This is a genomic window from Streptomyces sp. NPDC002133 (genome assembly GCF_040296405.1).
GTDB lineage: Bacteria > Actinomycetota > Actinomycetes > Streptomycetales > Streptomycetaceae > Streptomyces.
Genome location: NZ_JBEOXF010000081.1, coordinates 17,500 through 31,282 on the forward strand (window position 1 = coordinate 17,500; position 13,783 = coordinate 31,282).

The window sequence follows — 13,783 nt, forward strand, 5'->3', positions numbered from 1 at the left end:
GCAATACCTCTATATGGTTGGCGTGGAACAAACTTGTTTCCTCCGTGCGGCGCCCGCCCGGCCGGCGGGGGTTGTCGCCGGATTGCAGTGGGAGCGGAAGCCGGGGCGGCTCCGGGCTGGATGTAGCGTGTTCTTGACTGTCGCCATGAAGGCCGCATACTTGGCTCATCGGGTCGGGCGGGACCAGTTCGCCGCAGTGTCGGCGGATGCACGGCTCACGCTCCGCGGGACGTCGGCACCTCTCGCCGAGACGACTTCCCGGAGCGCCGGCCGGAGTTCACCCCCACCCGGCTCGATGATCCGAACCTCACCACTCTCACCGCCGTTGCGCTCTCACGCGTCCGCGCACCGATCCGAGCGACGCCGCGGATGCCGTGGCTCCCTGCGCGCAATGCCACGGGGGACCGCAGCCCGTAGGCAGCGGCAGACAGAGGGCCTGCTCGCCATGGAGAGACGTCTCTCCCGGGATCAGGCCCGCACTCATCGAGGAGTTGACCAATGACCGACGGGACAGATACGCGACGGATCCCAGTCCGCGTCGCCGATCGGCGAGAGGCCGCGGACGATGTCGTCCTCCTGCGCCTGGAGCCGATGGACGGCGGCAAGCTCCCGGACTGGGAGGCTGGTGCACATCTTGACCTGCAGCTCCCCTCAGGCCTGACGCGGCAGTACTCCCTGTGCGGCGACCCCCGGGACACTCGGGCGTACACCGTCTGCGTGCAGTGCGAGCACCAGGGACGCGGAGGCTCGCTCGAGGTCCATCGCGCACTGCGGGCCGGGGTCGAACTGTCCGTGCTTGCGCCGCGTAACCACTTCCCGCTCGTGCCGGCGACGTCTTTCGTCTTCGTCGCGGGTGGCATAGGCATCACACCGATCAAAGCGATGATCGACGAGGTGGAACGCAGGGGAGCGCAGTGGCGCCTCGTGTACGGCGGGCGCGGCCGCAGTGCGATGGCCTTCGCCGGTGAACTCGCCACCCACGGCCCCGGTCGGGTCCACCTGGTCCCTCAGGACCAGGAAGGGCTGATCGACGTCGCCGGCCTGGTGGCCACCGTGGAGGACGGAGCCCATGTCTTTTGCTGCGGCCCCACCGGGCTGCTGGACGCGGTGACCGAGGCGTGCACCGCTGAAGGGCTGTCGGACCGCCTGCACATCGAGCGGTTCACGGCTACCGAAGAGCCGCAGACGACCCTCCGCGCCGGGGCGGCCGATGCGGGGTTCGAGGTCGAGATGCGCGCATCCGGCGTGACGGTCCAGGTCGGTGCCGGGCAGAGCATCCTGGAGGTCGTCCGCACGGTGCGCGACGACATCGACTTCTCCTGCCAGGAGGGCTACTGCGGCACCTGCGAGACCAGGGTGCTGGCAGGGAAGCCCGAGCACCGCGGGAGCTTGATGTCGCCCGAGGAGCACGATGAGGAGGGAACCATGCTGATCTGCGTGGGACGCTCCCGGTCGGAACGTCTGGCACTGGACCTTTGAGCCCGGCGGCCCTCATGCCGGACGTCCGCCGCGACGTCTCGGCCTGATGGCCGCACTCGGCTGCCGCCGGCGGTGCACATCGAACGAGCCCCGGGCTGCGTACCGGGCGATATCGACGCCGAGGCCGTCACGTCGGGACCGTGTCCGGGATCCCCGTCGATATCGATATCGGCTTCCGCTTTCGACGGGCGTCGCCGCCGGCACCGGTCGCGTCCCGGCGGCTTGCGGGCACCGAAGCCGCGCCACGCCCGGCGACCCCCGACCTGTTGTTCGCGGTCTTCTCCGGGTCCCGGCCCGCCGGATCACCGCGCATCGCGCCGGCCCTGTCTCACCTCCGCCCACAGCTTCTCGAACTCCTCCGGGAAGACTCACCGTGTGCGGCTGGTCCTGTTGCCCTTGAGAGTCCTCTGCGGACCTGACCACTTTCGGCTCGTCGGCCTCGAAGTACGGCCACGACCGGTGTCCTTGACGCGGAGCCAGGCCTTGACCGGGTCCGCGGTCCGTGCCGCGTCGGACCGCGGGACGTGTCTGCGGACCGTGACTGTGCTCAGGCGCCGGCAGAGTAGTGGCGCGGCCCACACATGAAGCGGCCGTCGCCGCGTGGGACTGGTGCCTGTCCCCGTCCGGCTCGGGGCGGAAACAAGCACCAGGACCGCGAACGGGGGACGGTCGCGCTGCGGCCGCTGACCGCGCGCCCGGCCCACCTGCCTTCAGCGGGACTCCGGCTCCTGCGGAACCCGCGGATCGCCGCCGGTCTCCAGGCCGAAGGGCGCGGCCGATTCCGCAACCGGGTACGGTTCCTGGGTCAGCGGCCGCAGCGGCGTCGTGTTGTGGTGCAGGCGGAAGACGTCGAAGCGGTTGTAGTGGCCGATGATGTCGTGCATCTGCTTGGGCTGGATGCACTTGGCGAGATCGACCTGCCCGTAGACGATGCCCTCCTCATCGACGAGAGGCTCCGTCACCGGCTGCCCGTCCGGACCGAAGATGCCGGAGAGGGCGCTGCGCGGCCGGCGCATCATCTTCGCGATCTCGGCGCTGTCGCCCGCGGCCACCTCGATCATCTCGTCCGTGATCGTCGAACAGGATACGATCGAGAAGATTTTCCCCTCGAAGCTGTGCGCCGCAGTGCGAATGGCGATGGCCTGCGACATGTCGTAGTCCGCCGGCGCGACCGGCAGCGAGATGTAGTTCGCGACATGGACGAGCTCTCCCTGCGCCAGCAGAGCGAAACGAGCGAGGGTGTTGGTGTTCTCCCCGCAGGCCAGGACCCCGAGGGGACCGACAGGCGTCTGGTGCACCCGCACGGAACTGCCGTCCCCGCCCGTCCAGGTGAGCTTCTCCGCCCAGGTGGGTACCAGCTTGCGGTGCACCCCGAGGAGTGAGCCGTCCGGACCGATGGTGAGCACGGTGTTGTACAGGACGCCCAGACTGTGCGCGCCGCGTTCGTTCACGCCGATGACGACGGTGGTTTGCGTGGCTGCCGCGGCGGCCCGGAGCGTGTCGACGTGGGGGCCCGGGACGTCGATCGCCGACCGGTACAACTGCTCGTACCAGGGTGAGCCCTGTACGGGGTTGAGCGTCCAGTTCCAGTAGGGATAGCCGGGGACGAACACCTCGGGGAAGGCGATCAGCCGGGCACCCTTGCCGGCCGCCTCGTGGATCAGCGCCACGGCCTTGTCCACCGTGGCGGAGGTGTCGAGGTATACGGGCGCCGCCTGGACCGCGGCGGCGGTGAACGGCGTCAGATCCTCCAGAACGCGCTGCATGCTCATGATGATCGGGTCCTCTCCGAAGCGGCGGGGCGCCAGCGCTGGTGGATGTCGGGTATCGGCTCGGGACGGAGGGTGAGGAGGGGACGCTGCCGGCCGGCCATGGGCGGGGGAGTGCTGCCGGGCCGCAGGTGGCGCGGCCAGCGCGCGGCGGGGCCGGTGTACTGTGCGGCCGCGGCCGCGTGCAGCGTCCAGGCGGGGTCGTGCAGTTGGGCACGTCCGAGCGCGACCAGGTCCGCGCGGCCCGCCAGGAGGGTGGTGTTGACGTCGTCGTACGAGGAGTAGCCGCCGACGGCGATGGTCGGCACACCGGTCGCGGCACGGATACGCGCTGCGAACGGCGTCTGGTAGGTGCGGCCGTACGCGGGACGCTCCCACGGGACGACTTCGCCGCTGGAGACGTCGATCGCGTCCGTGCCGTGGGCGTGCAGTTCGGCCGCGATCGTGACGGCGTCCTCCATGGCAGTCCCGCCCTCGGCCCAGTCGACGGCGGAGATCCGCACGATCAAGGGCTTGTGGTGCGGCCAGCTCGCCCGTACGCGGTCCACGACGTGCAGCGGGAACGCCAGCCTGCCGGCGAGGTCGCCTCCGTGGCGGTCGTCGCGGTGGTTCGTCAGCGGGGACAGGAACGACGAGAGCAGGAAGCCGTGCCCCGCCTGGATCTCCAGGACGTCGAAGCCGGCGGCATCCGCGCGGACGGCCGCGGCCGCGAACTCCTCGGCGACACGCTCGAGGTCCGCTTCGGACATGACGTGAGGGGCGGGGTGATCGGCCCATGCGTCGTCGGAGGGACCTTCGGTGCGCCATGCGCCGTCGGTCAGCGCCCTGCCCAGCGGTCCGCGGTCCGGCACCTCGGTGGAGCCCTTGCGGCCGCTGTGGCTGAGCTGGACTCCGATCGCCGCACCGCTGTGGGTGTGCACCAGATCGGTGATCCGGCGCCAGGCCGAGGTGTGCGCGTCGTCCCACAGGCCCGGGCAGCGCGGCGTCACCCGCCCGCGCGGACTGACCGCCGTCATTCCCGTGAGGACCAGGCCGGCGCCGCCGAAGGCCGCACTGCCCAGGTGGACCAGTTCGGTGTCGCCGACCGTGCCGTCGGCGTCCGCCGCGTAGGAGGCGACGGGTGCGGCCACCACGCGATTGCGCAGTTCGAGGCGGCCCAGCCGGAAAGGCTGTAGCAGGGGAGGCGTGGTGTCCCGGCCGCCGAACGAGCGCTCCAGCCGAGCCGCGTAATCGGCATCACGGGAGCGCAGATTGTCATGCGTGACGCGGCGGCTGCGGGTGAGCAGATTGAAGGCGAATTGCTCTGGCTCCTGGCCGACCGAATGCCGGATCGCCTCGAACCATTCGAGGCTTGCCTGCGCTGCGCGCTGGGTGGACTCGACGACGGGCCTGCGGTCCCGCTCGTAGGCCTCGAGCATGCCGTGCAGATCGTCGCCGTCCTCCTCCAGTGCGGTGACCAGGGCGAGCGCGTCCTCCATGGCGAGCTTGGTGCCGGAGCCGATGGAGAAGTGAGCGGTGTGCGCGGCGTCGCCGAGCAGCACGATGTTGCCGTGCCGCCAGGTGCGGTTGCGTACCGTGGTGAACTGCACCCACTTGGAGTTGTTGGTGAGCAACCGCTGCCCGCCGAGGTGGTCCGCCAGCAGTTCCGCACACCGGGCCACACTGGCGTGGTCGCTCTCGCCCGGGCCGAAGTCGTGGGCGGCGAGGATGTCGAATCCGGCCGCCCGCCACGTTTCCTCGCCGACCTCGACGATGAAGGTGGAGCGGTCGGAGCTGAAGGGGTAGGCGTGGACCTGCAGCGGACCGTGCGGCGTTTCCGCCACGATGAAGGTGAAGGCCTCCAGCGCCCGGTCGGTCGCCAGCCACATGTACCGGCAGGACCGCACGTCCAGTGAGGGCTGGAAGACATCGGCGAACTTGGCGCGGGTCGCGGAGTTGACGCCGTCGGCGGCGATCACCAGGTCGTACTGGGCCGACAGCTCGTCGGCGGGCGGGGCCTGGGTGCGATAGCGCACGTCGATGCCGAGGTCAGAGCACTGCTGCTGCAGGATCTGCAGCAGCCGCTTGCGGGAGATGGCGGCGAATCCGTGCCCGCCGGACGTCTGGACCCGGCCGCGGTAGTGGATGTCGATGTCGCTCCAGCGGGCGAACTCGGCTTCCACGGCGGCGAAGATGGTGGGATCGGCTCTCGCGATGCCGTCCAGGGTCTCGTCGGAGAAGACGACGCCGAAGCCGAAGGTGTCGTCGGGGGCGTTGCGTTCCCAGACGGTGATCTCCCGGGACGGGTCGAGCTGTTTGGCCAGTGCGGCGAAGTAGAGGCCGGCCGGTCCCCCGCCGATGATGGCGATGCGCATCACTTCGTCCTCTCGGCTGTGGTGGTGAGGTGTTCGCCCAGTGCCTTTCGCACCTGCTCGGGCCATGGGGTGGCCGAGGGCGCGTCCGGTTCGGCGTGGGCGACGACGAGGTTTCCCTCGGCGGCCACGCCTTCGCGGCCACGGACTTCGAAGGTGTACGTCAGCGATGTGCGGCCCAACGTGACGACGCGCAGCCGGGTGGTCACCGTCTCGCCGAACCAGAGCCGCGCGCGGTAGTTGACCTCGTGGCGCACCCGGGGAGTGCGGCCGAAGAGCCAGTCCAGACCGCGGCCCCGCAGCAGTTCGGCTTCTGCCGCCTCGACCCAGCGCAAGACGGCGGAATGGTGCTGATGGCCTGAGGCGTCGGTGTCGTGCCATTCAACGCGGTGGGTGACGAGGACTTCCGTAAGCGGGAAGGGCCCTGACTGCGTGGCGGGCAGCTCGGGATCCAGTTCGTTCATCTCTTCCTCCAGCCTCTTGACACCAGCGAACGTATATCGTGATTATGACGGACGTCAAGAATGCGGAATATCGCAAGGAGGCCGGTGACCATGACGTACAGCGACGACATCCTGGGCCGTGCACGAGTGGGCGAGACACCAGAGCTGAAGGCGTACTACCACCGGCTCGCCGACTACGAGGCCGGAGCGCTGTGGACGGTCGCGAACGAGATCGAGCCGTGGTACCCGCAGCCGAAGTCGGTTCCCACGCACTGGTCGTACGCGGACCTGCGCCCTCTGGTGCTCGAATCCCTTGACCTGGTCAGGGCCGACGATGCGGGCCGCCGTGTCGTCATGCTGGTCAACCCGGGCCGCAAGGACATCTCCGCGGCCGTCGGCATGCTCTACACCGGACTCCAGGTCATGGGGCCCGGCGAGTCCATGACCGCACATCGCCACCAGGCAGCCGCACTCCGCTTCGTCGTCGAGGGCCGGGGAGCCTGGACCGTCGTCGACGGACAGAAGCTCAAGGTCGGCCCGCGCGACTTCGCCATCACGCCCAACTGGACGTGGCACGAGCACGGCAACGAATCCGACGACGCCCCCGTCATCTGGCAGGACGGCCTGGACATCCCCCTGGTCAACGCACACGACGCCGGCTTCTACGAGGTGCACCCGGACCTCCATCAGGAGCGCGGGCGGGTCGTCAACTCCTCGCTGCTCACCTACGGCGCCGGCGAACTGCGCCCCTACGGCTTCGCGGACGGCTGGACCAAGCCGTACTCGCCGCTCCTCGCCTACCCCTGGGAGCAGGCATATTCGGCGCTGCTCAACGCGGCCAAGGCCACCGACGGCTCCCCGTACGACGGCGTCATCCTCGAGTACAGCAATCCCCTCACCGGTGGACCGGTGATGCCCACGCTCGGCGCACACCTGCAAATGCTGCGTCCCGGCGAGGCCACGCAAGCACACCGCCACACCGGCTCGGTGGTCTACAACGTCGCCAAGGGCATGGGCCATTCGGTCATCGCCGGACAGCGCTTCGACTGGAAGGAGGGCGACATCTTCTGCGTCCCCTCCTGGGCCTGGCACGAGCACGCCAACGCCAGCGGGAGTGAGGATGCGGTCCTCTTCTCCTTCAACGACTTTCCCGTGATGCGCTCCCTCGCCTTCTGGCGCGAGGAGGCGTACACGGACAACGACGGCCATCAGCCCACGACCTGACCCCCTGCCCACACACGACGAGAAGGAGGACACATGCTGCTGGTCAGCTACACCCTGGACGGCGATCCCGTAGGCCGACTGGGCGTACAGAGCGGCGACACCGTCATCGACGTGGCAGGACTCGCCTCCGAAGCCCGCGCAGACGTCCCGGGCCTCGGCGCCGCCCCCGCGTCCGTGCTCGACCTCATCAAGGCGGGTCCCCATGCGCTCGCCACCCTGGGCCGCCTGCTGACCCTGCCCGTACCGCAGACGGCACAACACTCCCTGGCCGAGGTCACACTGGAGACGCCGCTGCGCCCGGGAAAGATCATCGGCGTCGGCCTCAACTACACGGAACACGTCGCGGAGTCCGCGCGGACCCTCGACACCGACAAGGAACTGCCGCAAAGGCCCGTGCTGTTCAGCAAGCCGGCCACCGCCGTCACCGGCCCCGGCAAGCCGATCCTGCACAACGCGGATCTGACATCCCAGCTCGACTGGGAATGCGAACTCGCCGTGGTCATCGGCAAGACAGCCAAGTCGGTCCGGCCCGAGGACGCCCTTCGGTACGTGTTCGGCTACAGCATCATCAACGACATCAGCGCCCGGGACCAGCGACGATCCGGACAGTGGTTCTACTCCAAGGGGCAGGACTCCTACGCGCCGTTCGGCCCCGCGATCCGCACCGCCGAGGACATCGCCGATCCGCACGACCTCGACCTGTCCCTGCGCGTCAACGGCGAAGTGAAGCAGAAGGGCAACACGCGGCACATGCTGTTCCGCATTCCCGACCTCATCGCCGACATCAGCGCGGGAGTGACGCTGGAGCCCGGTGATGTCATCGCCACCGGTTCACCGGCCGGAGTCGGCGCGAGCTTCACACCGCAGCAGTTCCTCACCCCCGGCGACGTGGTCGAGGCGACCATCGAGTCCCTCGGCACCCTGCGCAACCCGGTGGTGGACGCGCGATGAGCCAACGAGCCCGCACCTTCCGCATCGGACAGATCGTGCCGAGCTCCAACGTCACGATGGAGACCGAGATACCGGCGCTGTTCCGGGCCCGTGAGTCGGTCGCACCGGAGCGGTTCACCTTCCATTCCAGCCGAATGCGGATGAAGCACGTCGTCAAGGAGGAACTGGCCGCGATGGACGCCGACTCCGACCGGTGCGCGGCCGAGCTGTCGGACGCCCGCGTCGACGTACTGGGATACGCCTGTCTCGTCGCGATTATGAGCATGGGCCACGGCTACCACCGCGCCTCCGAAGACAAACTGACCGCGATCACCAAGGACAACGGCGCGCCCGCACCGGTCGTCACCAGCGCCGGCGCGCTGGTCGGCGCACTGCACACCATGAAGGCCCGCTCGATCACCCTTGTCGCGCCCTATCTGAAACCGCTCACCCGGACCGTCGTGGACTACATCCGCAATGAAGGTATCGAGGTGGGCGACCACAAGGCGCTGGAGATCCCCGACAACCTGGACGTCGCCGCCCACGACCCGCGCGCCCTCATCCCCATCGTCCGCACTCTGGACCACAGCGACGCCGACGCCATCGTGCTGTCGGCCTGCGTGCAGATGCCGTCGCTCGAATCCGTGGAGATCGTCGAGCAGGAGCTGGGCAAGCCCGTGCTCTCGGCCTCGATCGCGACAGCCCACCAGATGATGCGGGCTCTCGACCTTCCGGCCATCGCCCCCGGCGCGGGCCACCTGCTGTCCGGGGCCTACAAGGACGCGCCGCCGCCGTCCCGCTGAGCCGCACCACGCTGAACGTGCACCACGGCTCCCGCCTCCCCGGCGGCGGCCCGACACTTTCTCCTCGCGCCCCCGGACACTCCCTGGAAGGGAGCCCCGCCATGCAGCTCTCACCGTCCGCGCACCGCGACACGTTCTGCCGCGACCACCTGCCCCCCGTGTCGCAGTGGCCGGAATTCCGTTTTGATCTCGCTGAACTGCAGTATCCCGAGCGCCTCAACTGCGCCGAAGTGCTCCTCGACGAGACGATTCGGCGCTACGGGGCGGACCGTCCCGCTCTGCGCACGCCGGACGAGACCTGGACCTACGGCGATCTGCAGCGTCACACCAACCGGATCGCTCAGGTGCTCACCGAGGACCTGGGTCTCGTACCGGGCAACCGTGTTCTGCTCCGAGGCCCGAACACCCCTTATCTGGTCGCCTGCTGGCTCGCTGTCGTCAAGACGGGCGGAGTCGTCGTGACCACCGTCCCGCTGCTGCGCGCCAAGGAACTGGTACCGCTGATCGAGCTGACCCGGCCCACGCTCGCTGTGTGCGACCACCGATTCGCGGACGAGATGCGCGCGGCGGCCGGTGACGCTCTTTGCGTCCTGTACTACGGCAATGACGGTGATCCGGCCGACCTCACCGTTCGCGCGTCGGGCAAGAACGGGCAGTACACCGCCGTGGACACGGCCGCCGACGATGTCGTCCTGCTGGGGCCCACGTCCGGTACGACGGGACGGCCCAAGGCCACCATGCACTTCCACCGGGATGTGCTGGCCAATGCCGACACCTTCTCCCGCCACACTCTCAAGCCCACGCCGGACGACGTGTTCACCGGCACCCCGCCGCTCGGCTTCACCTTCGGCTTCGGCGGTCTGGTCGTCTTCCCCCTCAGAGCAGGCGCCTCGGCACTGCTGCTCGAACGGACTGGTCCCGCCGATCTCGCGGACGCGGTCGCCGAACACGGCGCCACTGTCCTTTTCACCGCCCCCACAGCCTACAAGGCCATCCTCAACGCAGGCCGGGCCGATTCCTTGAAGAAGCTGCGCCGGTGCGTGTCAGCCGGAGAGCATCTTCCGCTGCCGGTGTGGCAGGAGTTCGAGCAGGCGACCGGGATACGCATCATCAACGGCATCGGCGGTACCGAGATGCTGCACATATTCATCTCGGCGGCCGACGACGACATCCGTCCCGGCTCCACCGGCCGGGTGGTCCCGGGCTTCCGCGCCAGCATCCTGGACGCGGACGGCAGACCCGTACCCGACGGAACCCCCGGTCGGCTCGCCGTCCAGGGCCCGACCGGCTGCCGCTACCTGTCCGACGAACGACAGCTGACCTACGTCCGGCACGGATGGAACATCACCGGTGACGTCTACACACGAGACGCCGACGGGTACTACTGGTTCCAGGCGCGCAACGACGACATGATCATCTCCTCCGGCTACAACATCGCCGCCCCGGAGGTCGAAGAGGCGCTGCTCGCTCACCCGGACGTTGCCGAGGCGGCCGTCGTCGGTGACCCCGACCCCGAGCGGGGCTCCATCGCGCACGCCTTCGTCGTCCTGAGGGAGGGCGTCGCGGCGGGCGACGGGAAAGCCGCCGAGCTCCAGACGTTCGTGAAGAGCACCATCGCCCCCTACAAATACCCGCGGGCGCTCACCTTCTGCGCCGAGCTGCCCAAGACGGCCACCGGCAAGATCCAGCGCTTCCGACTGCGTAGGACGGCGAACTGAACGGTTGGTACGGTGGTCGGATGACCAGTACATCCGTGGCCAGTGACCTGTCGGGCGAGGACGCCCTTGCGCAGACAGACCAAGGGCTGGCGCCCGTATCCCCGCGAACCTTCATCGTCACGGTGTACGGACTCTACGGCCGACGGCACGACGGATGGCTCTCCATTGCCTCATTGATCGCCCTGCTCGGCGACCTGGGAGTCGACGAGCAGGCCGTTCGCTCCTCCATCAGTCGACTCAAGCGGCGCGGCATCCTGGAAGCGCGTCGCCAGGACGGTCTCGCAGGCTACGAACTCTCCCAGGAAGCACGCGAGATCCTGCAGGAAGGAGACGAACGGATCTTCCGGCGGGAGCGCCCCTCTCTGGCCGACGGGTGGGTGCTCGCGGTCTTCTCCGTACCGGAGCGGGAGCGCAGCAAGCGACACCAGCTCCGCTCACGTCTGTCCGGCATGGGCTTCGGAGCGGTCGCGCCAGGAGTGTGGATCGCACCGGCCCACCTGTACGAGAGCACCACGGCCATGCTGGAACGCCTCGGTCTGACGGAGTACGCCGACCTCCTGCGCTCCGATTACCTGGCGTTCACAGCGCTGCCCGAGAAGGTGCGACAGTGGTGGGATCTGGACGAGCTGGACCTGAGGTACAAGACTTTCATCGCCGCCCAGCAGCCCGTTCTGGAGCGATGGCAGCAGCAGCCGCCGACCGATGACGCCACGGCATTCGCCGACTACATCCGCGCGCTGACCAGCTGGCGCAGGCTTCCCTACCTGGACCCGGGCCTTCCCACCGAAGTGCTGCCCCAGCACTGGGCGGGCCTGCGGGCCGCCCCTGTCTTCTTCGCACTGCAGACCGAGCTCGAGGGCCGCGCCCACGCGCACGTCGCTCGCACTCTCAAACCGTGACCTTGCCGACAACGTCGCCTGGACGCGCTGGCCGACGCATAAGAGAAGGCCAACCCTGAGGCCGTCCGAGCCCACAACGGGCGGCTGATCGGGGAGATGCGTCGGCAGGCCGAAGGCCACACGGAACCCAAGTGCTCCTCCCTTGCACTGGCGCGCCAGACCGTGCGAGCATCTCGGCTCGCCGGCCACGTCACCCAGTTCGAGTGCGTCGGTGCGTCACCCGGAAGGGTTCCTTCGAAACCCGTGATCGGCGTGCTGGGGGAGCACCTGGCCTTGGGGCGGGGTAGCCCTCCAACGCCATGTCGACACCGTCACGCCAGCGACTTCCGCACCGCTGCGGTCAGAGAAGCCGCACGCGCATCGTCGGACCCGCTCATGATGTGGTTCATCACGTACCCGAAGGCGATGCCGTGCTCCGGGTCGGCGAAGCCGAGTGAGCCGCCGCGGCCGGTGTGGCCGAAGGCGTTCGGACCCGTCATCGAGTTGGAGCCGGTGGGCAGCATGAATCCGGTGCCAAATCGGCTCGGGATCACCATCACCGCGTCTTGCCCGCTGGCCAGCTCCATGGTCGCCGACGCCAACGTCTCCGGGGCGAGTAGGCGTACACCGTCGACCTCGCCGACCAGCGCGGCGTACATCCGTGCGAGTGCGTGTGCGGTGCCGATGCCATTGGAGGACGGGAGTTCCGCGGCCTGCACCTCCGGTGAGTCGAAGTCGATCGCGGCAGGGTCCGTGACCGCGAACGCCCGGTTGCTGAACGAGTTCGGGTCACGCCAGGCTGCGACCTGTTCGCGGAGTTCCTCGGGTAGCGAATCGGCGGGCACCGTCGTGAGGTCGACGGCGGGCCTCCGGTACACCATGCGGCTGACCCGGCTGCGTTCGCTCGCCGGCAGGCCGATGAAGAAGTCCAAGGCGAGAGGGCCCGCGATCTCGTCGGCGAAGTAGCGGCCCGGCGAGCGGCCGGAGACTCGGCGGATCACCTCGCCGACAAGCCAGCCCCAGGTTCGGCCGTGGTACCCGTGGGCAGTGCCCGGAGTCCACAGGGGACGCTGGGCCGCCAGGGCAGCCATCATGGGGTCCCAGGCCAACGCCTCTGTTAGCGGCAGCGGTTGATCGAGTGCGACCAGGCCAGCCTGGTGGGAAAGGAGCCAGCGCACGGGGATGTCTGCCTTGCCGTTCGCCGCGAATTCCGGCCAGTACTTCGCCACCGGTGCGTCGAGGTCCAACATGCCGCGCTCGGCCAGCATGTGCGCCGCGGTCGCGGTGGCCCCCTTGGTCGTCGAGTAGACCAGTTGCAGGGTGTCCCGTGTCCACGGACGGCCGGTCTCGATATCGGCGATGCCACCCCACAGGTCCACCACCGGCCGGCCGTGCCAGTAGACGCACACGGCCGCACCGATGTCCCCGGGCTGGGTGAAGTTCGCTATGAACGCCTCGCGGACCGGTTCGAACCCGGGCGCTACCTCACCGTGGATCGTTGTCATACCGCTCATCCTGGCAGCTGGGCTGCCCTCTCCGGCAGATCAAGTGGGCCCAGCTCAAAGGCGCTCGGCATCAGTGCGCACGACGAGGGTGACCCGTTCGCCCCTCGTGATCGGCCGTACGCCGTGGATGTGGTCGCGGGTGGCCGGGAAGGCGACCAGGCTGCCGCACGGGGGCTTGATCTCCTGGGCCGGGTTCTCGAAGAAGAGCTCGCCGCCGCCATAGGAGTCCGGTGTGTTGAGCCAGAGCACGAGGGTGAGGTCGCCGCCGACGACGGGCTGTCCGTTGGTCCGGGCCCGCTCGCGTTCGATGTCGGTGACCTCGTCGTGGTGGGCGACGAAGCCGACGCCGGGGCCGTAGCGGTAGACGACCGACGGCTGGGTGGGTACGGGCTTCAGGGCGATCTCGAAGTGGCTGCGGACGTAGGCGGCGCAGTGGGAGATGACCGCCTCCTCCAGGTGCGCCGGGACCTCGACGTACTCGCTCTTGCGCAGCGATTCGTCGATGACGCCCTGGTGCGCCGGACGCGCTGCACAGCGCGCCCATAAACCAGGCCGTGACCAGGGCCTCCCATGACTTCTGGCACACTAAGCCTTGATCCACCGAGGTGGTTTGAGAGTGGTCTTTTGATCGGTTTCGGGTCGGGTGGCCGGGTGAGGGCAGGTTGTGTCCGCTGGTCTGCCCA

At 68.9% G+C, this 13,783-nt stretch carries 11 protein-coding genes; 6 read left to right on the plus strand and 5 right to left on the minus strand.

What is annotated here, in order from left to right; genetic code table 11:
• Positions 1-498: 498 nt before the first annotated feature.
• On the plus strand, positions 499-1,479 hold the full coding sequence (locus ABT078_RS38775) for a PDR/VanB family oxidoreductase (RefSeq protein ID WP_351236479.1): 981 nt from the start codon (positions 499-501) through the stop codon (positions 1,477-1,479).
• A gap of 710 nt (positions 1,480-2,189) precedes the next feature.
• Here the strand turns inward: ABT078_RS38775 and ABT078_RS38780 are convergent.
• From ABT078_RS38780 to ABT078_RS38790, 3 genes are read right to left on the minus strand one after another with little or no spacing between them, the layout of a single operon-like run.
• A complete protein-coding gene (locus tag ABT078_RS38780) occupies positions 2,190-3,251 on the minus strand; it encodes a carbon-nitrogen hydrolase family protein (protein ID WP_351236481.1) in 1,062 nt (353 codons plus the stop codon).
• A complete protein-coding gene (locus ABT078_RS38785) occupies positions 3,248-5,602 on the minus strand; it encodes an oxidoreductase (protein ID WP_351236483.1) in 2,355 nt (784 codons plus the stop codon). The genes ABT078_RS38780 and ABT078_RS38785 overlap by 4 nt, the downstream gene beginning before the upstream one ends.
• Positions 5,602-6,063 (minus strand): acyl-CoA thioesterase, encoded by a 462-nt coding sequence (locus ABT078_RS38790; protein ID WP_351236485.1) that lies wholly within the window; start codon positions 6,061-6,063, stop codon positions 5,602-5,604. Before ABT078_RS38790 ends, ABT078_RS38785 begins: the two co-directional genes overlap by 1 nt.
• Before the next feature lie 90 nt (positions 6,064-6,153).
• Between ABT078_RS38790 and ABT078_RS38795 the strand changes: the two genes are divergently transcribed.
• The 5 genes from ABT078_RS38795 (at position 6,154) to ABT078_RS38815 (ending at position 11,616) form a co-directional block, all read left to right on the plus strand.
• Positions 6,154-7,266: a cupin domain-containing protein gene (locus tag ABT078_RS38795; RefSeq protein WP_351236487.1), complete on the plus strand. Its 1,113-nt coding sequence runs from the start codon at positions 6,154-6,156 to the stop codon at positions 7,264-7,266.
• 33 nt (positions 7,267-7,299) lie between these two features.
• The gene (locus ABT078_RS38800; protein WP_351236489.1) at positions 7,300-8,217 is read left to right on the plus strand and encodes a fumarylacetoacetate hydrolase family protein; all 918 of its coding nucleotides are present in this window, start codon (positions 7,300-7,302) and stop codon (positions 8,215-8,217) included.
• The gene (locus tag ABT078_RS38805; RefSeq protein ID WP_351236491.1) at positions 8,214-8,999 is read left to right on the plus strand and encodes a maleate cis-trans isomerase family protein; all 786 of its coding nucleotides are present in this window, start codon (positions 8,214-8,216) and stop codon (positions 8,997-8,999) included. Before ABT078_RS38800 ends, ABT078_RS38805 begins: the two co-directional genes overlap by 4 nt.
• 101 nt (positions 9,000-9,100) lie before the next feature.
• On the plus strand, positions 9,101-10,717 hold the full coding sequence (locus tag ABT078_RS38810) for an AMP-binding protein (RefSeq protein WP_351236493.1): 1,617 nt from the start codon (positions 9,101-9,103) through the stop codon (positions 10,715-10,717).
• A 20-nt stretch (positions 10,718-10,737) separates the two neighbouring features.
• Positions 10,738-11,616 carry a PaaX family transcriptional regulator gene (locus ABT078_RS38815; protein ID WP_351236495.1) on the plus strand — a complete coding sequence of 293 codons (879 nt, stop codon included), beginning with the start codon at positions 10,738-10,740 and terminating at the stop codon, positions 11,614-11,616.
• Between the two features lie 311 nt (positions 11,617-11,927).
• Here ABT078_RS38815 and ABT078_RS38820 read toward each other — a convergent pair whose 3' ends face one another.
• Together ABT078_RS38820 and ABT078_RS38825 are read right to left on the minus strand one after the other, a co-directional pair.
• The gene (locus tag ABT078_RS38820) at positions 11,928-13,100 is read right to left on the minus strand and encodes a serine hydrolase domain-containing protein (protein WP_351236497.1); all 1,173 of its coding nucleotides are present in this window, start codon (positions 13,098-13,100) and stop codon (positions 11,928-11,930) included.
• Positions 13,101-13,154: 54 nt separating this feature from the next.
• Positions 13,155-13,604, minus strand: coding sequence for a 2OG-Fe(II) oxygenase (locus ABT078_RS38825; RefSeq protein ID WP_351236499.1), 450 nt, complete (start codon positions 13,602-13,604; stop codon positions 13,155-13,157).
• Positions 13,605-13,783 lie beyond the last annotated feature (179 nt).

Bases quoted from the DNA above. Each gene is read 5' to 3' on its own strand.
- ABT078_RS38800 (WP_351236489.1), top strand. From the start codon at position 7,300: ATGCTGCTGGTCAGCTACACCCTGGACGGCGATCCCGTAGGCCGACTG.
- ABT078_RS38805 (WP_351236491.1), top strand. From the start codon at position 8,214: ATGAGCCAACGAGCCCGCACCTTCCGCATCGGACAGATCGTGCCGAGC.
- ABT078_RS38785 (WP_351236483.1), bottom strand. From the start codon at position 5,602: ATGCGCATCGCCATCATCGGCGGGGGACCGGCCGGCCTCTACTTCGCC.
- ABT078_RS38810 (WP_351236493.1), top strand. From the start codon at position 9,101: ATGCAGCTCTCACCGTCCGCGCACCGCGACACGTTCTGCCGCGACCAC.
- ABT078_RS38790 (WP_351236485.1), bottom strand. From the start codon at position 6,063: ATGAACGAACTGGATCCCGAGCTGCCCGCCACGCAGTCAGGGCCCTTC.
- ABT078_RS38820 (WP_351236497.1), bottom strand. From the start codon at position 13,100: ATGACAACGATCCACGGTGAGGTAGCGCCCGGGTTCGAACCGGTCCGC.
- ABT078_RS38775 (WP_351236479.1), top strand. From the start codon at position 499: ATGACCGACGGGACAGATACGCGACGGATCCCAGTCCGCGTCGCCGAT.
- ABT078_RS38815 (WP_351236495.1), top strand. From the start codon at position 10,738: ATGACCAGTACATCCGTGGCCAGTGACCTGTCGGGCGAGGACGCCCTT.
- ABT078_RS38780 (WP_351236481.1), bottom strand. From the start codon at position 3,251: ATGAGCATGCAGCGCGTTCTGGAGGATCTGACGCCGTTCACCGCCGCC.
- ABT078_RS38795 (WP_351236487.1), top strand. From the start codon at position 6,154: ATGACGTACAGCGACGACATCCTGGGCCGTGCACGAGTGGGCGAGACA.